This is a genomic window from Pseudomonas sp. GD03858, from assembly GCF_029840925.1.
Lineage (GTDB): Bacteria > Pseudomonadota > Gammaproteobacteria > Pseudomonadales > Pseudomonadaceae > Aquipseudomonas.
In genome coordinates this window covers 25,149-47,604 of the sequence record NZ_JAOCDM010000018.1, presented here as the reverse complement: position 1 = coordinate 47,604, position 22,456 = coordinate 25,149, and the positions used below count along the sequence as shown (strand labels likewise).

Here is a 22,456-nt window from a genome sequence, read left to right as displayed (position 1 = left end):
GGAGCCTGTCATGGCCTTGCTCGAACTGGAGCGCATCAGCGCACAGTACCCCGGCGCCACCACCCCGGTGCTGGACGACATCAACCTGAGCCTGGGCCCGCGCCAGCTGCTGGTGGCCCTTGGGCCGTCCGGCAGCGGCAAGACCTCGCTGCTCAACCTGATCGCCGGCTTCGTCGCCCCCAGTGGCGGGCGCATCAGCCTCGATGGCGTGCCGGTGCAAGGCCCTGGCGCCGAGCGCGGCGTGGTGTTCCAGGACGATGCCCTGCTGCCCTGGCAGGACGTGCTCGGCAACGTCGCCTTCGGCCTCGAGCTGGCCGGCGTGCCCCGTGCCCAGCGTGAAACCAAGGCCCGCGAGATGCTGGCGCTGGTCGATCTGGCCAGCTTCGGCGACCGGCGCATCTGGCAATTGTCCGGCGGGCAGAAGCAGCGCGTGGGCCTGGCCCGCGCACTGGCCGCCGACCCACGGGTGCTGTTGATGGACGAGCCGTTCGGCGCCCTCGATGCCTTTACCCGCGAACAGATGCAGGAGCTGCTGCTGCAGGTCTGGCAGCGCACCGCCAAGCCGGTGTTCCTGATCACCCATGACATCGAGGAAGCCGTTTTCCTCGCCAGCGAGCTGGTGCTCCTGGCGCCCAATCCCGGGCGCGTGGTCGAGCGCCTGCACCTGGACTTCGGCCAGCGCTACGCCGCGGGCGAATCGGCCCGGGCGATAAAGTCGGATCCGCGCTTCATCGATACCCGCGAGCACGTGCTGGCGCGGGTGTTCTCGCAACGTCAGGAGTGCGCATGAGCAGCATCGAATTGCCGGCCGCCACCAAGCAGGCACCACGCACGCCTCCGGTCGTGAAAACCCGCAAGCCCTTGCCGACCCGCTGGATCAGCGCCCTCACCCTGGCCACCCTGCTGCTGGCCTGGTGGCTGGTGACCGCCGCCGGCTGGATCGAGCCGCTGTTCCTGCCCTCGCCCGCCGATATCCTGGCCAAGGGCTGGACGCTGCTCACCCAAGGCTACATGGACGCCAGCCTGTGGCAGCACCTGGGCGCGAGCCTGGGCCGCATCGGCGTGGCGCTGGTGGCGGCGACCCTGACCGCCATCCCGGTCGGCCTGGCCATCGGCTACAACCGCGTGGCCCGTGGCATCCTCGACCCGTTGATCGAGTTCTACCGACCGATTCCGCCACTGGCCTACCTGCCGCTGATCGTCATCTGGTGCGGCATCGGCGAACTGTCGAAGGTCCTGCTGATCTACCTGGCGATCTTCGCCCCGATCGCCATCGCCACCGCCACCGGCGTGCGCACCGTCGACCCGGCCAAGCTGCGCGCCGCGCAGTCGCTGGGGGCGACCAAGGCCCAGCTGATCCGCCACGTGATCCTGCCCAGTGCCTTGCCGGACATCCTCACCGGCATTCGCATCGGCCTTGGCGTGGGCTGGTCGACCCTGGTCGCCGCCGAGCTGATCGCCGCCACCAGCGGCCTGGGTTTCATGGTGCAGTCGGCGGCGCAGTTTCTGGTCACCGACGTGGTGGTGCTGGGGATCCTGCTGATCGCCGTGATCGCCTTCGCCCTGGAAATGGGCCTGCGCGCCCTGCAGCGCAAGCTGGTGCCGTGGCATGGCCAGAGCCACTGAGATCAGACCTCTTCGCGGGTAAACCCGCTCCCACAATGGTCACCGCATTTCCCTGTGGGAGCGGGTTTGCCCGCGAAGAAGCCCACGCGATTTTCGCCCCTTTGGCACACGAACACTCAAGCGAGACCGACATGAGCCTGACCGTTACCCCCTTGAGCCCGGCACTGGGCGCGCAGATCAGCGGCGTGGACATCAGCCGCGACATCACCCTCGAACAGCGTGACGCCATCGAGCAGGCGCTGCTCCAGCACCAGGTGCTGTTCTTCCGCGACCAGCCGATCACCCCCGAGCAGCAGGCCCGCTTCGCCGCCCGCTTCGGCGACCTGCATATCCACCCGATCTACCCCAACGTGCCGGAAACCCCGCAGGTGCTGATCCTCGACACCGCGGTCACCGATGTGCGCGACAACGCCGTATGGCACACCGACGTGACCTTCCTGCCCACCCCTGCGCTGGGCGCGGTGCTCAGTGCCAAGCAGCTGCCGGCCTTTGGTGGCGACACCCTGTGGGCCAGCGGCATCGCCGCGTTCGAGGCGCTGTCGGCGCCGTTGCGCGAAATGCTCGATGGCCTGACCGCCACCCACGATTTCACCAAGTCGTTCCCGCTGGAGCGCTTCGGCACCACCGCCGAGGACCTGGCGCGCTGGGAAGCGACCCGGCGCAACAACCCGCCGCTGTCGCACCCGGTGGTGCGCACCCACCCGGTCAGCGGGCGCAAGGCGCTGTTCGTCAATGAAGGTTTCACCACGCGGATCAACGAGCTGAACGAGCAGGAGAGCGAGGCGCTGCTCAAGCTGCTGTTCGCCCATGCGACGCGGCCGGAGTTCAGCATTCGCTGGCGTTGGCAGGAAAATGACGTGGCGTTCTGGGACAACCGCGTGACCCAGCATTTCGCGGTGGATGACTACCGGCCGAACCGGCGGGTGATGCATCGGGCAACCATTCTGGGGGATGCGCCGTTCTGAAAGATGGGCTTTGCCAGCGCCATCGCATTCGCGGGTAAACCCGCTCCCACAGGGTCTGTGCAGTCCTTGTGGGAGCGGGTTTACCCGCGAACAGGCCGGAACAGGTCTACCTGACCAGATGCAGATACTGCATGTGCCGCTCGTACTGGTCGAGGATGTCGTTGATGATCTGTTCCTTGCTGTAGCCCACCAGATCATAGTTCTGGCTGCCTTCGCTCAAGTGCACCTCGGCCCGGTAGTAACGGCGGTTCTTCAACTCTTGCGTCCCCAGCCCACCCAGCGCGAACGACGGCGTGAAGTAGCCGCGCATCTGCACCTGGTAGATGAACGGCTGCTCCTCGCCATGGCCGATCTTCAGGCTGACGTTGTCGTGGCTCGGGTCGTCCTGGGTGATCAGCATCAGGCCCTTCTGCTCGAACACCTCGCGCACCTCGGCGATCGCCGGACGCACCACGTCGTCCATGAAGCGATACACCTCGTCCCGTGACGGGAAATGCACCGCCTGGCTCAGGCGCTGACGCCAGCCGCCACGACCGCGCCGAGTCTGCGCGAACGGCGCCAGCGAGTGCATCTGCGCGATCTGCCGCTGGCTTTCCAGGTAGAAAGCCTTGTGCAGCCCCCACATCATGCACAGCAGGATCAGCGAGAACGGCAGCGAGGTCAGCACCACCGCCGATTTCAGCGAGTCGATGCTGCCGGCGAACAGCAGGCCGATGGTGACCAGCGCGGTCATCGCGCCCCAGAAGATGCGCAGCCAGTTCGGGCCGTCCTCGTCGGCGCCGCCACCCTTGGCCGACAGCGTCGACAGCACCACGGTGCCGGAGTCGGCCGAGGTGACGAAGAACACGAAGCTGATGAACACCGTCACGGCGATCACCGTCTTGCTCCACGGGTAGGTTTCCAGCAGCAGGTACAGGCTCATCGACGGGTCGTCGATGGCCGACTGGCCGAGGGCGGTCATGCCGTGATTGAGCACCTGGTCCAGCGCGCTGTTGCCGAAGATCGACATCCACGCCAGGGTGAAGCCCAGCGGGATCAGCAACACGCCGAAGACGAACTCGCGAATGGTCCGGCCCCGGGAGATGCGGGCGATGAACAGCCCCACGAACGGCGCCCAGGCAATCCACCAGGCCCAGTAGAACACCGTCCAGCCACCCAGCCAGTCGCGGTTCTCGCCGTAGGCGTAGACATCGAAGCTCTTGCGCGGCAAGGCGCCGAGGTAATCGCCAAGGTTCTGGATCAAGGTGTTGAACAGATGCTGGGTGGGGCCGGCGAACAGCACGAACAGCAGCAATGCGCAGGCCAGGAACAGGTTGATGTCGCTCATCACCCGCACGCCCTTCTCCACCCCGGCGACGGCCACGGCCACTGCCGCGCCCATCATCAGGGTGATGAGGATCACCTGCACCCACTGGCTGTGACTGATGCCGAACAGGTAGTCCAGGCCGGCGTTCAGGTGCAGCACACCGAAGCCCATGTCGGCACCCAGGCCGAACACCGTGGCGATGATGCCGAAGCCATCCACCGCGTAGCCGATCGGACCGTTGATGCGCTTGCCGATCAGTGGGTACAGCGCCGAACGCAGCGCCAGCGGCAGGTTGTGCCGATAGGCGAAGTAGGCCAGCGCCATGCCGACGAAGGCGAACACGCCCCAGCCGTGCAGGCCCCAGTGCAGGAACAGGACCTGCATCGCCTGGCGTCCGGCCTCGGCCGTGCCCGCCTCGCCTTGCGGCGGCTGGAGCATGTGGGTCAGCGGCTCGGAGACGCAGAAGAAGAACAGGGTGATGCTGATGCCGGCGGCGAACAGCATGCCGGCCCAGGACAGGTAGCTGAACTCGGGTTCGTCGTGGTCGGCACCGAGCTTGATCTTGCCGTAGCCGGACAAGGCGGTGACCACCACGAAGACCAGGTACAGGGTCATGGCCAGCATGTAGTACCAGCCGACCGTGTTGGCCGCCCAGTTTTGCGCCGCCAGCAACCATTCACCCGCCGCTTGTGGGAAGGCGATGACCACCAGGCCGAAAAGGAGGATGAAACTTGCCGCGAAGTAGAACACGGGGGGGTTCATGCGGATCTTGCCATTGGCAAGGTCGGGGGTCGGTGCACTCATCGAACGGGCACCTCGTCGAAGGACGTGAGGTTCGGATTGAACGGGTTCAGCAAAGGCGATTCCTCCTTTTGAACACCGGCAATGGACCAGCGTTTTTCGTTGAACAAGCGTTCAAGTTAAACATGGATCGGCTTTCAATGCGACCCGATGCCGCTGGGCGGGGCATCGGCGGCGGCCCTTTCGCGGGTTTACCCGCGAAAAAAGCCGGGGCAGAGCTCAGCTCTTGTCCTGGCAATCCAGTTGCAGGTTGGCCTGGGTAATGTTGCTGTCCGCCGGCACGCTGCGGGTCAGCCACACGTTACCGCCGATGGTCGAACCCTTGCCGATGGTGATCCGCCCCAGGATGGTCGCACCGGCATAGATCACCACGTCGTCCTCGACGATCGGATGGCGTGCCAGGCCCTTGTGCAGGGTGCCCGACTCGTCGCTGGGGAAGCGCTTGGCGCCCAGGGTCACGGCCTGGTAGATGCGTACCCGCTCGCCGATGATCGCGGTCTCGCCGATCACCACGCCGGTGCCATGGTCGATGAAGAAGCTCGGGCCGATCTGCGCGCCGGGGTGGATGTCGATGCCGGTGGCCGAGTGCGCCAGCTCCGAACTGATACGCGCCAGCAGCGGCAGGCCGGCCCGGTACAGATGATGGGCCAGGCGGTGGTGGATGATCGCCAGGATGCCGGGGTAGCACAGCAGCACCTCGTCGACGCTGCGCGCCGCCGGGTCGCCGTGGTAGGCGGCGAGCACGTCGGTGTCCAGCAGCACGCGCAGGGCCGGCAGGGCCGCGGCGAAGTCCTGGATCAGGCGCAGGGCGTGGCCATCGACGTCGCTGACTTCGGTCTTGCCATGGCGCGCCGCGTAGCGCAGCTCCAGGCGGGCCTGGGCCAGCAGCGCGGTGAGCGCGGCGTCGAGGGTGTGGCCGACATAGAAGTCTTCGCTCTCTTCACGCAGGTCCACCGGGCCCAGGCGCATGGGGAACAGCGCGCCGCACAGCTGCTCGAGAATCTGCCGCAGCGCCTCGCGCGACGGCAGCTCGCGCCCACCCTGCTCGCCGCTGCTGCGGCCATTGCTGCTGCGCCATTGTTCACGGGCGCTGCGCAGGCCGCTGACGATGCCCTGCAGTTGCCAGTGCCCGGTTGATGGTTGTTCGCTCACGGTGTTTCTCCTGCCAGGCGGCTTTCTCGATATGTACACGTTCCCTGTAGGAGCGGCCTTGTGTCGCGAAAGGGCCGCGCAGCAGCCCTGGGATCTTCGCGCAGAAGCATCTATCGCCGGGGCCGCTGCGCGCCCCTTTCGCGACACAAGGCCGCTCCTACAGGGAGGGTGTAAGCCACGATACGTCAAATCTGCCTCTTGGAAAAAACAACGCTTTATTCCATCCTGAGCTAAGTCGGGCATAAGCCCATGAAAAATGAAAAACAGGAATAACAACCTGATTTTTTATTATTTCCCGACCTATAAAGCCCACCTCTATAGTCGCCACCTCACTACTTCCACAACAAGCGCGGGGCATGCCATGACCAAATTCGCCAAACCCCTTATCAACGCCAGCCTGGCGCTCCTGCTCGGTGCCGGCCTGCTCGGCCAGGCCTTCGCCGGCGAGCAGCTGAAAACCATCCAGGAGAAGGGCGTGATCAACGTCGGCCTGGAAGGCACCTACCCGCCATTCAGCTTCCAGGACGAGAACGGCAAGCTGACCGGCTTCGAGGTCGAGCTGTCGGAGTTGCTGGCCAAGGAGCTGGGGGTCAAGGCCAAGGTCCAGCCGACCAAGTGGGACGGTATCCTCGCCGCCCTGGAGTCCAAGCGCCTGGACGTGGTGATCAACCAGGTGACCATCTCCGACGAGCGCAAGAAGAAGTATGACTTCTCCGAGCCCTACACCGTTTCCGGCATCCAGGCCCTGGTGCTCAAGGGCAGCGACAACGAGAAGAACATCAAGACTGCCGCCGACCTCGGTGGCAAGAAGGTCGGCGTCGGCCTGGGCACCAACTACGAGCAATGGGTGAAACAGGACGTGCCGACAGCCGATGTCCGCACCTACGAAGACGACCCGACCAAGTTCGCCGACCTGCGCAACGGCCGTATCGACGCCATCCTGATCGACCGCTTGGCCGCGCTCGAGTACGTGCAGAAAACCGCCAAGGACAAGAAGCCGACCGCGCTGGCCGGCGAGAAATTCTCCAAGCTGGAATCGGGCGTGGCCCTGCGCAAGGGCGAGCCTGAACTGCTCGACGCGCTGAACAAGGCCATCGACAAGCTCAAGGCCGATGGCACGCTGGCCAAGCTGTCCGAGAAATACTTCGGTGCCGATGTCACCAAATGATCGCTGAAAGCCTGCAACTCGTTGTCGATTCCGCGCCCTTCCTGCTCAAGGGCGCGGGTTATACCGTGCTGCTCAGCGTCGGCGGCATGTTCTTCGGCCTGGTGCTGGGCTTCGCCCTGGCGCTGATGCGCCTGTCGAAGATCCTGCCGCTGGACTGGATCGCCCGCATCTACGTGTCGTTCTTCCGCGGCACGCCGCTGCTGGTGCAGCTGTTCGTGATCTATTTCGGCCTGCCGCAGATCGGCATCGAGCTCGATCCGATCCCGGCGTCGCTGATCGGCCTGTCGCTGAACATGGCGGCGTACATCTGCGAAATCCTCCGGGCGGCGATCTCGTCGATCGACCGTGGCCAGTGGGAAGCGGCGGCCAGCATCGGCATGACCCGTACCCAGGCCATGCGCCGAGCGATCCTGCCACAGGCGCTGCGCACCGCGCTGCCGCCGCTGGGCAACAGCTTCATCTCGCTGGTCAAGGACACAGCCCTGGCGGCGACCATCCAGGTGCCCGAGCTGTTCCGCCAGGCCCAGCTCATCACCGCGCGGACCTTCGAGGTCTTCACCATGTACCTGGCTGTCGCGGTGGTCTACTGGATCCTCTGCAGCATCCTCGCACACTTCCAGAACCGCATGGAAGCGCGGGTCAACCAGCACGACCAGGAGCATTGAGATGATCGTCGTAGAAGGCCTGACCAAACGGTTCAAGGGCCATACCGTGCTCAACGGCATCGACCTGACCGTGCAGCCCGGCGAAGTGGTGGCCATCATCGGCCCGAGCGGCTCGGGCAAGACCACCTTCCTGCGCTGCCTGAACCTGCTGGAAACGCCCGACGCCGGGCGCATCCAGATCGGCGACATCAGCATCGACGCCAACCGCCCCCTGGGCGGTCAGCAGAGTGCGATCCGTCGCTTGCGCCAGCAGGCCGGGTTCGTGTTCCAGAATTTCAACCTGTTCCCCCATCGCACAGCCTTGGAGAACGTCATCGAAGGGCCGGTGATCGTCAAGAAGACGCCTCGGGACAAGGCCATCGAGCTGGGCAAGCGCCTGCTGGCCAAGGTCGGCCTGGCGGGCAAGGAAGACGCCTACCCACGGCGCCTGTCCGGTGGCCAGCAGCAGCGGGTGGCGATCGCCCGCGCCCTGGCCATGGAGCCTGAGGTGATTCTGTTCGACGAGCCCACTTCGGCGCTCGACCCCGAACTGGTGGGTGAAGTGCTGGAGACCATCCGCGGCCTGGCCGAGGAAAAGCGCACGATGATCATCGTCACCCACGAAATGAGCTTCGCCCGCGACGTGGCCAACCGAGTGATCTTCTTCGACAAGGGTGTGATCGTCGAACAGGGCGAGGCCAAGGCGCTGTTCGCCAACCCGAGGGAAGAGCGCACCCGCCAGTTCCTGCGCAAGTTCCTTGGCACTGCCGCCGCCCAGGAGTGAGCCGGTTGCGCGGGGCTCACACCTCGCGCAAGTTGTGGCAGCGCCGAAAGCGCGCCTCCAGGCTGCGATCCGGCATCTGGTGGCTGCGCAGGGCATTGAGGGTCTGTTCCACGTACTCGCGCGTCGTGCCATAGCGCCCCTTGGCGCTGGCGAGGATCTGGCTGAGCAAGGTGTCCGGCAAGTTGCCGGCATAGCACGGCAGGTGCCGCTCCAACACGAAGCCCAAGGCCTGCACCTTGCTGCCGTCGCTCAGGCGACAGCTCAGCCAGTGCGGACGGTAGGCTGGGTATGGCATCTCGCGTTGCCACAGGGCCATCAGTGAGTCGTCCAGGTTGCTTTCATCGAGGCGGTAGGCGAACCCACTGCAGGAACCACCGCGGTCCAGGCCGAATACCAGCCCCGGGCACTCCGGGGTACCGCGGTGTTCGTGGGACCACAGGTACAGGCCACGGTGATAGCCATGTACCCGGGCCCTTTGGCGTTCGACCGAGCTGCATTCAGGGCGCCAGATCAGCGAGCCGTAGGCGAACAACCAGACTGGGCCACCCTCGTGCTGGGACATGGTCTCGCGCATCGAGCGCTGCAATTGTTCGGGGGTGAGTTGTTGACCGAAGTCGAGCGACGGCGGATAGGAGACTTGCCAGGATGAACTTTCAAGTGTCGACATGAGCTGCCGCCAATATGTCCTGTGGACTACGAAGTTACGCGTTGCACTGCTGTTACTGCAGAGGCTTGGCTGTCGCTTTCGCGGGTAACCCCGCTCCCACAGAGGCACTGCAGGACCTGTGGGAGCGGGTTTACCCGCGAAGGCCCTGGCGCCTAACGTAAGGGAGAACGCACTTCTGGCTCAAGCCCGAACAGATAATTTCATGCAATCTTCCGCCGAACGGGAAGTAATGTTTCGAGTATAGCGAAAGTTATTAACCCTATCGGCAACAATGCACGCCATATAATCAACAGGAAAAACTTCGGTTATTAACCCCGCGGCGCGTATGCAAAGACATCGGCGCGCATGCGGTGGGCATCCATGCCGGCCTCGACCAACGCATCGAGGGTGGCGTAGACCATGTTCGGCGAGCCGCTGGCGTAGACGTGCACCTGGTTCAGGTCGCTGATGTCCTCGCAAACCGCCTCGTGCAACAGGCCACAGCGCCCTTCCCAGCCGCAGAGGTCGCTGACCACCTTGTGCAGGAACAGGTTGGGCAGGCGCTCCCACTCGTCCCAGTGCTCGATCTCATAGAAATCCTCGGGCCGGCGCACCCCCCAATACAGGTGCACCGGATGCTTGAAGCCCTGCGCACGGCAGTGTTCGAGCAAGCTGTGCATCTGGCCCATGCCGGTGCCAGCGGCGATCAGCACCAGCGGGCCGTCGGGCAGCTCCGCCAAGTGGGCGTCGCCGAACGGCAGTTCGATACGCGCCAGGCCACTGCGCCGCAGTTGCTCGATCAACTGCACGGCGCTGCTTTCCCGGGCCAGCACATGCAGCTCCAGGTCACGACCACCGTGGGGCGCCGAGGCGAGGGAGAAGGCCGCCTTGTCCATGCCCTCGCGCTCGATCATCAGGTACTGCCCCGCGTGGTAGCGCGGCGGCTTGCCGGCTGGCGCGCGCAGGCGCACGCGCCAGACGTCGCCACCGACCTCGACGCATTCGCTCACGGTACAGGCCAGCTTGCGCACCGGCAGCTCGCCCAGGGCCAGCACACCATCCCACAGCAACACGCAGTCCTCCAGCGGCTCGGCGATGCAGGTGAACAGTTCACCGTGATCGCGGACTTGGCCTTCCTGGCGAACACTGCCTTCCACCAGCAGCGCGGCACACACATGGCAGTTGCCGTTGCGGCAGCTGCTTGGGCAGTCGTAGCCCAGGCGCCGCGCCGCATCCAGAATCCTTTCACCCGGTTCGACCGCCAGTACCGCCCCGGAAGGCTGCAAGGTTACCTGCATCAATCTATTCCCAACTGATCCCACAACTCATCGATACGGCGGGTGACGGCCTCGTCCTTGACGATGACCCGGCCCCATTCGCGTGTAGTCTCGCCTGGCCACTTGTGGGTGGCGTCCAGGCCCATCTTCGACCCCAGGCCCGACACCGGCGACGCGAAGTCGAGGTAGTCGATCGGGGTGTTGTCGATCATCACCGTATCACGCTTGGGGTCCATGCGCGTGGTGATGGCCCAGATCACATCGTTCCAGTCACGGGCGTTGATGTCGTCGTCGGTGACGATAACGAACTTGGTGTACATGAACTGTCGCAGGAACGACCACACACCCAGCATGACGCGCTTGGCGTGGCCTGGGTACTGCTTCTTCATGGTCACCACCGCCATGCGGTACGAGCAGCCCTCGGGCGGCAGGTAGAAGTCGGTGATCTCGGGGAACTGCTTCTGCAGGATCGGCACGAACACTTCGTTCAGCGCCACGCCGAGGATCGCGGGTTCATCCGGTGGTCGACCGGTGTAGGTGCTGTGGTAGATCGGTTTCTGCCGGTGGGTGATGCGCTCGACGGTGAATACCGGGAAGCTGTCCACCTCGTTGTAGTAACCCGTGTGGTCGCCGTAAGGGCCTTCCGGGGCCATCTCGCCGGGGTGGATCACGCCTTCGAGGATGATCTCGGCGGTAGCCGGCACCTGCAGGTCGTTGCCACGGCATTTGACCAGTTCGGTACGGTTGCCGCGCAACAGACCGGCGAAAGCGTATTCGGACAAGGTGTCTGGAACCGGCGTCACCGCGCCGAGAATGGTCGCGGGGTCCGCACCGAGGGCAACGGCCACGGGGAATGGTTGGCCTGGGTGCTTTTCACACCATTCGCGGTAGTCCAGCGCCCCACCGCGATGGCTCAGCCAGCGCATGATCACCTTGTTGCGGCCGATCACCTGCTGGCGGTAGATACCCAGGTTCTGGCGGTCCTTGTTCGGCCCGCGAGTCACGGTCAGGCCCCAGGTGATCAGCGGCGCCACGTCGCCCGGCCAACAGTGCTGGATCGGCAACTGGCCCAGGTCGACGTCGTCGCCTTCGACCACGATTTCCTGGCACACCGCGTCCTTGACCACCTTCGGCGCCATGGACACGACCTTCTTGAAGATCGGCAGTTTCGACCAGGCGTCCTTCAGGCCCTTCGGCGGCTCAGGCTCCTTGAGGAACGCCAGCAGCTTGCCGATCTCGCGCAGTTCCTCGGTCGATTCGGCGCCCATGCCCATGGCCACGCGCTCGGGGGTGCCGAACAGGTTGCCCAGCACTGGGATGTCGAAGCCGGTGGGCTTTTCGAACAGCAACGCCGGGCCCTTGGCGCGCAGGGTGCGGTCGCAGACTTCGGTCATTTCCAGGACAGGGGAGATGGGAACCTGGATGCGCTTGAGTTCACCGCGCTGTTCCAGGCCACGGATGAAGTCGCGCAAGTCGCGATACTGCATGCAAGGGCCTCATGTTGGGCGTATCGGTCGGGGGTGCAGAGTGTAGCGCCGTTCACACCTGGTTTGGGGGCAAAAATGAAAAGGGGCCGCTTCGCGACCCATCGCGACACAAGGCCGCTCCTACAGGGGGATGGATAATCCTGTAGGAGCGGCCTTGTGTCGCGATGGGCTGCGCAGCAGCCCCATTCGGTTCCAGTCTGAAACGCTTACTTGCGCTTCATCGACAGGAAGAACTCATCGTTGGTCTTGGTCTGCTTGAGCTTGTCGACCAGGAACTCGATGGCGGCGATCTCGTCCATCGGGTGCAGCAGCTTGCGCAGGATCCACATGCGCTGCAGTTCGTCGTCGGCGGTCAGCAGCTCTTCGCGGCGAGTACCGGACTTGTTGATGTTGATGGCCGGGAACACGCGCTTCTCGGCGATGCGACGGTCCAGCGGCAGCTCCATGTTGCCGGTACCCTTGAACTCTTCGTAGATCACTTCGTCCATCTTCGAGCCGGTCTCGACCAGCGCGGTGGCGATGATGGTCAGCGAACCGCCTTCCTCGATGTTACGCGCGGCACCGAAGAAACGCTTCGGCTTCTCCAGGGCGTGGGCGTCGACACCACCGGTCAGCACCTTGCCGGAGCTCGGGATCACGGTGTTGTAGGCACGGGCCAGACGGGTGATCGAGTCGAGCAGGATGACCACGTCCTTCTTGTGCTCGACCAGGCGCTTGGCCTTCTCGATGACCATCTCGGCAACCTGCACGTGGCGGGTCGGCGGCTCGTCGAAGGTCGAGGCGACCACTTCGCCGCGCACGGTGCGCTGCATCTCGGTCACTTCTTCCGGGCGCTCGTCGATCAGCAGGACGATCAGGTGGCACTCGGGGTTGTTACGGGTGATGTTGGCCGCGATGTTCTGCAGCATGATGGTCTTGCCCGCTTTCGGCGGGGCGACGATCAGGCCGCGCTGGCCTTTGCCGATCGGGGCGCACAGGTCGATGACACGACCGGTGAGGTCTTCGGTGGAACCGTTGCCGGCTTCCATCTTCAGGCGCTTGTTGGGGAACAGCGGCGTCAGGTTTTCGAAGAGAATCTTGTTCTTCGCGTTTTCCGGACGGTCGAAGTTGATGGTATCGACCTTCAGCAGGGCGAAGTAACGCTCGCCTTCCTTCGGTGGACGGATCTTGCCGACGATGGTGTCGCCGGTGCGCAGGTTGAAGCGACGGATCTGGCTGGGCGAAACGTAGATGTCGTCAGGGCCGGCCAGGTAAGAGGCATCCGCCGAACGCAGGAAACCGAAACCATCCTGGAGAATCTCCAGCACGCCGTCACCCGAGATCTCTTCGCCGCTTTTCGCATGCTTTTTCAGCAGGGCGAAAATCACGTCCTGTTTGCGCGAACGGGCCATGTTTTCGATGCCCATCTGTTCGGCCATTTCCAAAAGATCGGTAATCGGCTTTTGCTTGAGTTCTGTCAGGTTCATAAGGGGAGTGACGTAATCATGTAAGGAAGGGAGAAATTAAGCGTTGGCTTAATGAGGCCGCGCCGCAAGATGGCGACAGGATCGCGTACTGATTCGAATTAGGGATGCTTCGGCGACGGCGTGCAGAGGGCACTGGAGAAGCAGTGCGAGGCCGAATGTAACACTTGCTTTTTTCGACGTCTAGTGGTTTTGGCCACCGTTTTCCGGGGCCATCCGTCTGGATGGGCACGATAGCGGGGCTCGCCGGCCCTCACGGAAAATACCTACGACAGATAAAGAAAAGCCCCGCATCTGCGGGGCTTCATCAAATCACAGGCTGGCGTCGAGGAACGCCTTGAGCTGCGACTTGGACAGTGCGCCGACCTTGGTGGCCTCGACGTTGCCGTTCTTGAACAGCATCAGGGTCGGGATACCACGCACGCCGTGCTTGGCCGGGGTTTCCTGGTTTTCGTCGATGTTCAGCTTGGCGATGGTCACCTTGCCTTGGTATTCAGCGGCGATGTCGTCCAGTACCGGCGCGATCATCTTGCATGGGCCGCACCATTCAGCCCAGTAGTCGACCAGCACCGCGCCTTCGGCCTTCAGTACGTCGGCTTCGAAGCTGGCGTCGGTGACATGTTTGATAAGATCGCTGCTCATGGATATCTCCAGGTCGTAAGCACAAAAAAACGTTGCCCATCATAGCCGCACCCAGGCGCGACAGGAAGCCACGGACGATTGAGTGTAACTATAGTTGTGCAAGACACCGCGAATCGAAACCGTCATGTCGCGGTCATAACATTGCTATGACATTGCCATGCATCAAGCCGCGCAGTGCCGCGCGTTGGCGTATGGCCGCGATCGTGGCACGATTGCCGGGTTAACGACCGAGAACCTCCAGATCATGCCGCATACCACCGCGAAGAACCTGTCTCTGATCGCCGCCATCGACCTAGGCTCCAACAGCTTCCACATGGTCGTGGCCAAGGCCCATCATACGGAAATCCGCATTCTTGAAAGGCTTGGCGAGAAGGTTCAGCTGGCTGCCGGCATAGACGACGAACGCAAGCTCAGCGAAGAAGCCATTCAGCGCGGGCTCGAATGCCTCAAGCGCTTCGCCCAGCTGATCAACGGCATGCCGCAGGGCTCGGTGCGCATCGTCGGCACCAACGCCCTGCGCGAGGCCCGCAACCGCAACGAGTTCATCCAGCGCGCCGAGGCCATTCTCGGCCACCCGGTGGAGGTCATCTCCGGCCGTGAAGAGGCGCGCCTGATCTACCTGGGCGTGTCCCACACCCTGGCCGACACCCCCGGCAAGCGCCTGGTCGCCGACATCGGTGGTGGCAGCACCGAGTTCATCATCGGCCAGCGCTTCGAGCCGCTGCTGCGCGAAAGCCTGCAGATGGGCTGCGTCAGCTTCACCCAGCGCTACTTCCGCGACGGCAAGATCACCCCGGCGCGCTACGCCCAGGCCTACACCGCCGCGCGCCTGGAACTGATGAGCATCGAGAACGCCCTGCACCGCCTGACCTGGGACGAGGCCATCGGTTCGTCCGGGACCATCCGCGCCATCGGTGCGGCGATCAAGTCTGGCGGGCTGGGCAATGGCGAGGTCAACGCCGAGGGCCTGGCGTGGGTCAAGCGCAAGCTGTTCAAGCTCGGGGACACCGACAAGATCGACTTCGAAGGGGTCAAGCCCGATCGCCGGACCATCTTCCCGGCGGGCCTGGCTATCCTCGAGGCGATCTTCGACGCGCTGGAGTTGCAGCGCATGGAGCATTGCGACGGCGCCCTGCGCGAGGGCGTGCTGTTCGACCTGCTGGGTCGCCACCACCATGAAGACGTGCGCGAACGCACCCTCAACTCGCTGATGGAGCGTTACCACGTCGACCAGGGCCAGGCAGCGCGCGTGGAGCGCAAGGCCTTGCATGCCTTCGACCAAGTAGCCAAGGCATGGGGCCTGGAAGAGGGAAACTGGCGCGATCTGCTGGGCTGGGCGGCGAAAATCCATGAAATCGGCCTGGATATCGCTCATTACCATTATCACAAGCACGGCGCCTACCTGATCGAGCACTCCGACCTGTCCGGCTTCTCTCGCGAAGATCAGCAGATGATGGCGCTGCTGGTGCGCGGCCATCGCCGCAACATCCCCAAGGACAAGTTCAACGAACTCGGCGATGAAGGCATCAAGCTGCTGCGCCTGTGCGTGCTGCTGCGCTTCGCCATCCTGTTCCACCACATCCGTGGCACCCAGCAGATGCCGAAAGTGGTGCTGCAGGCGGGCGACAACAGCCTGGAGGTCGTATTCCCCGAAGGCTGGCTGGAACAGAACCAGCTGACCCAGGCCGACTTCGCCAACGAGGCGGAGTGGCTGGCGCGGGTTGGGTTTGTGCTGAGCGTGCGCTAAAGACCAAAGGGGGGGCGCTTTGCGCCCCTTTCGCGACACAGGGCCGCTCCTACAGGGAATCGCGATCGCCTGTAGGAGCGGCCTTGTGTCGCGAAAGGGCCGCAAAGCGGCCCCCCATGTCGGTACTAGCGAACGTTCAGCACCGGATTGCTCAGCCGCTCAAGCAGCGTCGCCTGGGCACTGCGCGGGTTCTGGTTGCCGGTCGGCGTGCTGCGCACGTAGCGCCCGTCCGGCTGCAGGGTCCAGGCCTGGGTGTTGTCGGTCAGGTACAGCTCCAGTTCCTTCTTCACCCGCAGCAGCAGCTTCTTGCCCTCCACCGGGAAGCAGGTCTCGACGCGCTTGTCGAGGTTGCGCTCCATCCAGTCGGCGCTGGACAGGTAGATCTGCTCCTCGCCGCCATTGAGGAAGTAGAACACCCGGGTGTGCTCGAGGAAGCGACCGATGATCGAGCGCACGTGGATATTGTGCGACACCCCCGCAATGCCCGGGCGCAGGCAGCACATGCCGCGCACCACCAGGTCGATGCGCACGCCCGACTGGCTGGCCTTGTACAGCGCCTTGATGATCTTGGCGTCGGTCAGCGAGTTGAACTTGGCGATGATGTGCGCCGGCTTGCCTTCCAGGGCGAACTGGGTCTCCCGGGCGATCATGTCGAGCATGCCTTTCTTCAGGGTGAAGGGCGCGTGCAGCAGCTTCTTCATGCGCAGGGTCTTGCCCATGCCGATCAGCTGGCTGAACAGCTTGCCGACGTCCTCGGTGAGGGCGTCGTCGGAGGTCAGCAGGCTGTAGTCGGTGTAGAGGCGGGCGTTGCCGGCGTGGTAGTTGCCGGTGCCCAGGTGCGCGTAGCGGACGATCTCGCCCTGCTCGCGACGCAGGATCAGCATCATCTTGGCGTGGGTCTTGAAGCCCACCACGCCGTAGATCACCACCGCGCCGGCAGCCTGCAGGCGGCTGGCCATCTGCAGGTTGGACTCTTCGTCGAAGCGCGCGCGCAGCTCGATCACCGCGGTGACCTCCTTGCCGTTACGCGCCGCGTCCACCAGGGCGTCGACGATCTCCGAGTTGGCCCCGGAGCGGTACAGGGTCTGGCGCACGGCGAGCACGTGCGGATCCTTAGCGGCCTGGCGCAGCAGGTCGATCACCGGGGTGAACGACTCGAACGGGTGCATCAGCAGCACATCCTGCTTGCCGATCACGCTGAAGATGTTGTCGGCGTTCTGCAGCAGCTTGGGGATCGCCGGGGTGAACGGTGTGTACTGCAGCTCCGGGTGGCTGTCGAGGCCGGTGATGCTGAACAGGCGGGTCAGGTTGACCGGGCCGTTGACCTGGTACAGCTCGCTCTCGCTCAGGCTGAACTGCTTGAGCAGGTAGTCCGACAGATGTTTCGGGCAGGTGTCGGCCACCTCGAGGCGCACGGCATCGCCATAGCGCCGCGAGAACAGTTCACCCCGCAGGGCGCGGGCAAGGTCGTCGACTTCCTCGGAGTCCAGCGCCAGGTCGGCGTTGCGGGTCAGGCGGAACTGATAGCAGCCTTTGACCTTCATGCCCTGGAACAGGTCATCGGCGTGGGCGTGGATCATCGACGACAGGAACACGTAGTTGTCGCCCGGGCCACCGACCTCCTCCGGCACACGGATCACCCGTGGCAGCAGGCGTGGCGCCGGGATGATCGCCAGGCCAGAGTCGCGGCCGAAGGCATCGACACCTTCGAGCTCGACGATGAAGTTGAGGCTCTTGTTCACCAGCAGCGGGAACGGGTGAGTCGGGTCGAGGCCGATCGGGGTGATGATCGGGGCGATCTCGTCGCGGAAGAATCGACGCACCCAGGTCTTGAGCTTGGGCGTCCAGTAGCGACGGCGGATGAAGCGGATGGCGTGCTTCTCCAGCTCAGGCAGCAGCACGTCGTTGAGAATCGCGTACTGACGATCCACCTCGCTGTGCACCAGCTCGCTGATGCGCGCCAGCGCCTGGTGCGGCTGCAGACCGTCGGCGCCAGCCTGCTCACGGGCGAAATTGATCTGTTTCTTCAGGCCGGCCACGCGGATCTCGAAGAACTCGTCCAGGTTGCTGGAAAAGATCAGCAGGAACTTCAGGCGCTCGAGCAGCGGGTAGGACTCGTCCAGCGCCTGCTCCAGCACGCGGATGTTGAACTGCAGCTGCGACAGCTCGCGATGAATGTACAGGCTGCTGTCGTCCAGGCTTGGCACGGCGATCGCCGGGGCCGGGGCCGGAGCGGGCGCGGCGGCTTCCGCCACCGGCTCGGGGGGCGCCGGCAGATCAGGCGGGGTCTGCAGCATCTCTTCGGGCACGGCCTGGACTTCCTTGATAGCGACAGGGTTGAGCTCTTCGTTGTTCATCTGACGTTCCTGGAGAGCGTTACTGCCCTCTCATCAATTGAGCGGCACGCACGGCGAAATAGGTCAGGATGCCATCGGCGCCTGCCCGTTTGAATGCGGTGAGGGATTCGAGGATCACGGCCTCGCCGAGCCAGCCGTTCTGGATCGCTGCCATGTGCATGGCGTACTCGCCGCTCACCTGGTAGGCGAAGGTCGGCACCTTGAACTCGGCCTTCACGCGGTGAACGATGTCCAGGTACGGCATGCCCGGCTTGACCATGACCATGTCGGCGCCTTCGGCCAGGTCCGTGGCCACTTCGTGCAGGGCCTCGTCGCTGTTGGCCGGGTCCATCTGGTAGGAAGCCTTGTTGGCCTTGCCCAGGTTCAGCGCCGAGCCGACCGCGTCGCGGAACGGACCGTAGTAGGCGCTGGCGTACTTGGCCGAGTAGGCCATGATGCGCACGTTGACGTAGCCGGCCTCTTCCAGGGCCTGACGGATCGCGCCGAGCCGGCCGTCCATCATGTCCGACGGGGCCACCACCTGGGCGCCGGCCTCGGCGTGGGACAGCGCCTGACGCACCAGGGCCTCGACGGTGATGTCGTTCTGCACGTAGCCCTCTTCATCGAGGATGCCGTCCTGACCATGGGTGGTGAACGGGTCCAGGGCCACATCGGTGATCACCCCCAGCTCCGGGAAGCGGGCACGCAGGGCGCGGGTGGCGCGCTGGGCGATGCCGTCCGGGTTCCAGGCTTCGGCGCCGTCGAGGGATTTCTTCTCGGTTGGGGTCACCGGGAACAGCGCCAGCGCTGGAATACCCAACTCCACCCAGCCCTGTGCGGCCTCCAGCAGCAAGTCGATCGACAGGCGTTCGACACCTGGCATGGACGGCACTTCCTCGCGACGACCCTCGCCGTCCAGCACGAATACCGGAAGAATGAGGTCATCGACGGTCAGGGTGTTTTCGCGAACCAGGCGACGGGAAAATTCGTCCCGACGGTTGCGACGCAGACGAGTGGCAGGAAACAGACGATTGGCGGGGGTAAAGCTCACGGCAGACTCCTGAGCCCGCGCAGGCGGGCTAGCGCGACAGTTATAAGCGGCCATTATGACGCCTGTGTTACACCTAAGGGCAACCCTGCGACTTGTGGCCGCAGTCATTGTCCGTGCAGGGGATCTTCACGTCGAGACGCATTAGGACACTTTCCCGATCGCGCCCGAAGGGGTAGGCTGCGCGTTCATTTCGCCAGCACGCCTGAAAATGCTTCAACAATTCCTGAACGATTTCGGCTACTTTGCCCTTTTTCTCGGCACGTTCTTCGAAGGCGAGACCATCCTGGTACTCGCGGGGTTTCTTGCGTTTCGCGAATACATGGATATCAAGCTGGTGGTCCTGGTGGCCTTCTGCGGCAGCTATGCCGGTGACCAGCTGTGGTACTTCATGGGGCGCCGCCACGGGCGCAAGATCCTTGCCCGCAAGCCGCGCTGGCAGGCCATGGGCGACCGGGCGCTGGAACACATCCGCCGCCATCCGGACATCTGGGTGCTGAGCTTCCGCTTCGTCTACGGCCTGCGCACGGTGATGCCGGTGGCCATCGGCCTGTCGGGCTATCCGCCGCGCCGCTACCTGTTGCTCAACGGCATCGGCGCCGCGGTCTGGGCCCTGGCCCTGGGCCTGGCGGCCTACCACTTCGGCGCCATCCTCGAAGGCATGCTCGGCAGCATCAAGAAGTACGAGCTATGGGTGCTCGGCGGCCTGCTGGTGCTGGGCCTGCTGCTCTGGCTGCGCCGGCGCTTTCGCAACAGCCGCGCCGAGCGCCGCGCGGCGGCAGAGAGCCAGGCCACCGAGGCTGAGCAGGCTGTAGACCACGAGCAGCAGCCAGAACAACGGCGTGACCAACGCTAATCCGAACGCGCCGGCCAGGTAGAGAGCCGGCGCATTGAGCAGTAACCGCAGCTGTTCCAGCCGCCCCGCCCAGGGCCGGTTCTCCAGCATGGCACCGAGCACGAACAGGCCGAACGCCATCACCGCCCAGCCCAGCACCAGCGCCGTGGCCGGTACCCGCTCCGCCACCTCCATCAGATAACTGCCCAGCGCCACATAGACCGCGAACTGCGCCGTCACGTAGAGCTGCTGCGCGCCGCCCAGCGGGATGGCGAACTTGCAAAACGCACCCAGGTCCTGCTTGGGCTGTGGATAAGCCGCCGCCACGTCCGCCGGACGCCAGCCGGTGGGCATGAACCAGATGCGCAGCTTGTCCCACCAGCTGCCGGCGCGCCGGGCGTCATGCCAGAGCTGGGCGTAGAACTGCACGTTGGCCCACAACGGGTTCCAGCTGGCCAGGGGCGTGGTCACGCCGAAGATCACCGGCTCGCGTTCGTCCTCTTCCTGGAAGGTGCCGAACAGCCGGTCCCAGATTATGAACACGCCACCGTAGTTGCGATCCAAGTACAGAGGATTCTGCGCATGGTGGACACGATGGTTGGACGGCGTGATGAAGAGCCACTCGAGCCAGCCCAGCTTGGGCACATGGCGGGTGTGCACCCAGAACTGGTACAGCAGGTTCAGCGATGCCACGGTGATGAACACCAGCGGTGGCACGCCCAGCAGCGCCAGCGGCAGGTAGAAAATCCACGAGAAGATGAAGCCGCTGCTGGTCTGGCGCAGCGCGGTGGTGAGGTTGTACTCCTCGCTCTGGTGATGCACCGAATGCGCCGCCCACAGCACGTTGCGCTCGTGGCCCAGGCGGTGCAGCCAGTAATAGCAGAGGTCGTAGAGCACGAAGGCGACCAGCCACACCCACCAGGCGTCCGCCGGCAGCCGCAGCACGGCCAGGTGTTCCCAGGCCAGCGCGTAGGTCACCAGCCCCACGCCCTTGGTCAGCAGACCGGTGCTGGTGGACAGCGCGCCGGTGCTGAGGCTGTTGATCGAATCGGCGAGCTGATAGTTGCGCCGCCCGCGCACGCGGTCGGCGATCAGCTCCACCGCGATCAGCACGAAGAAGAACGGCACGGCCAGCAGAATCAGGTCCATGAACGGCCACCTCCAAGGTCATCCATGAAGATTAGGCCGCCCGGGAGGCAAATCCCATGGATACATCTGCCAAACTAGAGGACATTTAGCGCCTCGACACTGGAGTAATGAGCATGACGAAAAAAGTTGCGGTGATTCTGTCCGGTTGCGGCGTGTACGACGGCGCCGAAATCCACGAGAGCGTGATCACCCTGCTGCGCCTCGACCAGCGTGGCGCCCAGGTGCAGTGCTTCGCGCCGAACATCGCGCAGATGCACGTGATTGATCATCTGACCGGGGAAGAAATGCCCGAATCGCGCAATGTCCTGGTGGAGTCGGCGCGCATTGCCCGGGGCGAGGTCAAGGACATTCGTGAAGCCAGGGTCGAGGACTTCGACGCATTGATCGTTCCAGGCGGTTTCGGCGCGGCGAAGAACCTGTCCAACTTCGCCGTCGAAGGCGCCAACTGCACCGTGCAACCGGACGTGCTGGACCTGGCCGAGGCATTCGCCGATGCCTGCAAGCCGGTCGGCCTGATCTGCATCTCGCCGGCCCTGGCGGCAAAGATCTATGGGCCGGGCGTGGTCTGCACCATCGGCAATGACGCTGGCACGGCGGCGGCGGTGGTCAAGATGGGCGGTACCCATGAAGAGTGCGATGTGCATGACATCGTCGAGGACGTGCAGCGCAAGCTGGTGACGACCCCAGCGTACATGGAGGCCAAGTCCATCAGCGAAGCGGCGGGCGGTATCTACAAGCTGGTGGACCGGGTGCTGGAACTGACCCACGAGAACGACCAGTAGATCCCCGGGGGCGCTTTGCGCCCCTTTCGCGACACAAGGCCGCTCCTACAGAAATGCGCTGAACCTGTAGGAGCGGCCTTGTGTCGCGATGGCCTGCGCAGCAGGCCCGGGCAGCTACGCCTTCGACAAGCGGGTCAGGATCCGGTCCAGGGCATTGGCGAACGCCTGCTTCTCGCGCTCGCCATAGGGCGCCTGGCCACCGCCGACCTGGCCCTGCTCGCGCAGTTCGGTGAACAGGTTGCGCACCGCCAGGCGCTCGCCCATGTTGCGCTCGTCGAACTCACGCCCGCGCGGATCCAGCGCCGCCACGCCCTTCTTGATCAGGCGGTCGGCCAGCGGCACGTCGCTGCAGATCACCAGCTCGCCCGGCACGGCGTTTTCCACCAGATAGTCGTCGGCTGCATCCATGCCACTGGGCACCACGATCAGCCGCACGCAGGCGAAGGCCGGCTTGATCTGTGGCTGGCCGGCGACCATCACCACCTCCAGCTTGCGCTTGAGGGCGAACTTGACGATCAGGTCCTTGGCCGCCTTGGGGCAGGCGTCGGCATCGATCCATATACGCATTGGGATTGTTCCTGTACTACGGGCCAGTAAC

At 64.3% G+C, this 22,456-nt stretch carries 19 protein-coding genes and 1 pseudogene; 9 read left to right on the top strand and 11 right to left on the bottom strand.

What is annotated here, in order from left to right:
• The first annotated feature begins 10 nt into the window (after positions 1-10).
• From tauB to tauD, 3 genes are all read left to right on the top strand, one after another.
• Positions 11-790 (top strand): taurine ABC transporter ATP-binding subunit, encoded by a 780-nt coding sequence (tauB, locus tag N5D48_RS07660; RefSeq protein ID WP_279882795.1) that lies wholly within the window; start codon positions 11-13, stop codon positions 788-790.
• Positions 787-1,626: a taurine ABC transporter permease TauC gene (tauC, locus tag N5D48_RS07655; protein WP_279882793.1), complete on the top strand. Its 840-nt coding sequence runs from the start codon at positions 787-789 to the stop codon at positions 1,624-1,626. Before tauB ends, tauC begins: the two co-directional genes overlap by 4 nt.
• Before the next feature lie 131 nt (positions 1,627-1,757).
• Positions 1,758-2,591 (top strand): taurine dioxygenase, encoded by an 834-nt coding sequence (tauD, locus tag N5D48_RS07650; protein ID WP_279882791.1) that lies wholly within the window; start codon positions 1,758-1,760, stop codon positions 2,589-2,591.
• A 106-nt stretch (positions 2,592-2,697) separates the two neighbouring features.
• Here the strand turns inward: tauD and betT are convergent, their stop codons facing one another.
• Both betT and epsC read right to left on the bottom strand, forming a co-directional pair.
• Positions 2,698-4,659 (bottom strand): choline transporter BetT, encoded by a 1,962-nt coding sequence (gene betT, locus N5D48_RS07645; protein ID WP_279882825.1) that lies wholly within the window; start codon positions 4,657-4,659, stop codon positions 2,698-2,700.
• A gap of 258 nt (positions 4,660-4,917) precedes the next feature.
• Positions 4,918-5,850 (bottom strand): serine O-acetyltransferase EpsC, encoded by a 933-nt coding sequence (gene epsC, locus N5D48_RS07640; RefSeq protein WP_279882789.1) that lies wholly within the window; start codon positions 5,848-5,850, stop codon positions 4,918-4,920.
• 361 nt (positions 5,851-6,211) lie between these two features.
• On the opposite strand from epsC, the gene tcyJ reads away from it, so the two are divergent.
• From tcyJ to tcyN, 3 genes are read left to right on the top strand one after another with little or no spacing between them, the layout of a single operon-like run.
• A complete protein-coding gene (gene tcyJ, locus N5D48_RS07635) occupies positions 6,212-7,018 on the top strand; it encodes a cystine ABC transporter substrate-binding protein (protein WP_279882787.1) in 807 nt (268 codons plus the stop codon).
• The gene (gene tcyL, locus N5D48_RS07630) at positions 7,015-7,683 is read left to right on the top strand and encodes a cystine ABC transporter permease (protein WP_110735554.1); all 669 of its coding nucleotides are present in this window, start codon (positions 7,015-7,017) and stop codon (positions 7,681-7,683) included. The genes tcyJ and tcyL overlap by 4 nt, the downstream gene beginning before the upstream one ends.
• Before the next feature lies 1 nt (position 7,684).
• Complete coding sequence (gene tcyN, locus N5D48_RS07625; protein ID WP_279882784.1) at positions 7,685-8,446, top strand: L-cystine ABC transporter ATP-binding protein TcyN; 762 nt, start codon at positions 7,685-7,687, stop codon at positions 8,444-8,446.
• A gap of 16 nt (positions 8,447-8,462) precedes the next feature.
• On the opposite strand, the gene N5D48_RS07620 is transcribed toward tcyN, so the two are convergent.
• From N5D48_RS07620 to trxA, 5 genes are all read right to left on the bottom strand, one after another.
• Entirely contained in the window at positions 8,463-9,113 is a 651-nt protein-coding gene (locus N5D48_RS07620) for a gamma-glutamylcyclotransferase (RefSeq protein ID WP_279882782.1), read from the bottom strand.
• Between the two features lie 308 nt (positions 9,114-9,421).
• Positions 9,422-10,390: a CDP-6-deoxy-delta-3,4-glucoseen reductase gene (locus N5D48_RS07615; RefSeq protein ID WP_279882780.1), complete on the bottom strand. Its 969-nt coding sequence runs from the start codon at positions 10,388-10,390 to the stop codon at positions 9,422-9,424.
• Positions 10,390-11,856, bottom strand: a complete 1,467-nt coding sequence (ubiD, locus tag N5D48_RS07610; protein WP_186660587.1) for a 4-hydroxy-3-polyprenylbenzoate decarboxylase — start codon at positions 11,854-11,856, stop codon at positions 10,390-10,392. The genes N5D48_RS07615 and ubiD overlap by 1 nt, the downstream gene beginning before the upstream one ends.
• Before the next feature lie 206 nt (positions 11,857-12,062).
• Complete coding sequence (rho, locus tag N5D48_RS07605; RefSeq protein WP_011536308.1) at positions 12,063-13,322, bottom strand: transcription termination factor Rho; 1,260 nt, start codon at positions 13,320-13,322, stop codon at positions 12,063-12,065.
• A 309-nt stretch (positions 13,323-13,631) separates the two neighbouring features.
• The gene (trxA, locus tag N5D48_RS07600; RefSeq protein WP_279882778.1) at positions 13,632-13,961 is read right to left on the bottom strand and encodes a thioredoxin TrxA; all 330 of its coding nucleotides are present in this window, start codon (positions 13,959-13,961) and stop codon (positions 13,632-13,634) included.
• A gap of 244 nt (positions 13,962-14,205) precedes the next feature.
• Between trxA and ppx the strand changes: the two genes are divergently transcribed.
• A complete protein-coding gene (gene ppx / locus N5D48_RS07595) occupies positions 14,206-15,708 on the top strand; it encodes an exopolyphosphatase (protein ID WP_279882823.1) in 1,503 nt (500 codons plus the stop codon).
• 125 nt (positions 15,709-15,833) lie between these two features.
• On the opposite strand, the gene ppk1 is transcribed toward ppx, so the two are convergent.
• Positions 15,834-18,065 carry a polyphosphate kinase 1 gene (gene ppk1 / locus N5D48_RS07590; protein WP_279882776.1) on the bottom strand — a complete coding sequence of 744 codons (2,232 nt, stop codon included), beginning with the start codon at positions 18,063-18,065 and terminating at the stop codon, positions 15,834-15,836.
• A gap of 19 nt (positions 18,066-18,084) precedes the next feature.
• Positions 18,085-19,095, bottom strand: coding sequence for a porphobilinogen synthase (hemB, locus tag N5D48_RS07585; RefSeq protein WP_279882774.1), 1,011 nt, complete (start codon positions 19,093-19,095; stop codon positions 18,085-18,087).
• A gap of 208 nt (positions 19,096-19,303) precedes the next feature.
• Between hemB and N5D48_RS07580 the strand changes: the two genes are divergently transcribed.
• Entirely contained in the window at positions 19,304-19,948 is a 645-nt protein-coding gene (locus N5D48_RS07580; RefSeq protein ID WP_279882772.1) for a DedA family protein, read from the top strand.
• A 501-nt stretch (positions 19,949-20,449) separates the two neighbouring features.
• Here the strand turns inward: N5D48_RS07580 and N5D48_RS07575 are convergent.
• Positions 20,450-21,076 (bottom strand): annotated as a pseudogene (locus tag N5D48_RS07575) (sterol desaturase family protein); the annotation flags it as partial.
• 113 nt (positions 21,077-21,189) lie between these two features.
• On the opposite strand from N5D48_RS07575, the gene elbB reads away from it, so the two are divergent.
• Positions 21,190-21,858: an isoprenoid biosynthesis glyoxalase ElbB gene (elbB, locus tag N5D48_RS07570; protein WP_279882770.1), complete on the top strand. Its 669-nt coding sequence runs from the start codon at positions 21,190-21,192 to the stop codon at positions 21,856-21,858.
• Positions 21,859-21,972: 114 nt separating this feature from the next.
• Here the strand turns inward: elbB and N5D48_RS07565 are convergent, their stop codons facing one another.
• Positions 21,973-22,425 carry a YaiI/YqxD family protein gene (locus N5D48_RS07565; protein ID WP_279809131.1) on the bottom strand — a complete coding sequence of 151 codons (453 nt, stop codon included), beginning with the start codon at positions 22,423-22,425 and terminating at the stop codon, positions 21,973-21,975.
• Between the last annotated feature and the right edge of the window lie 31 nt (positions 22,426-22,456).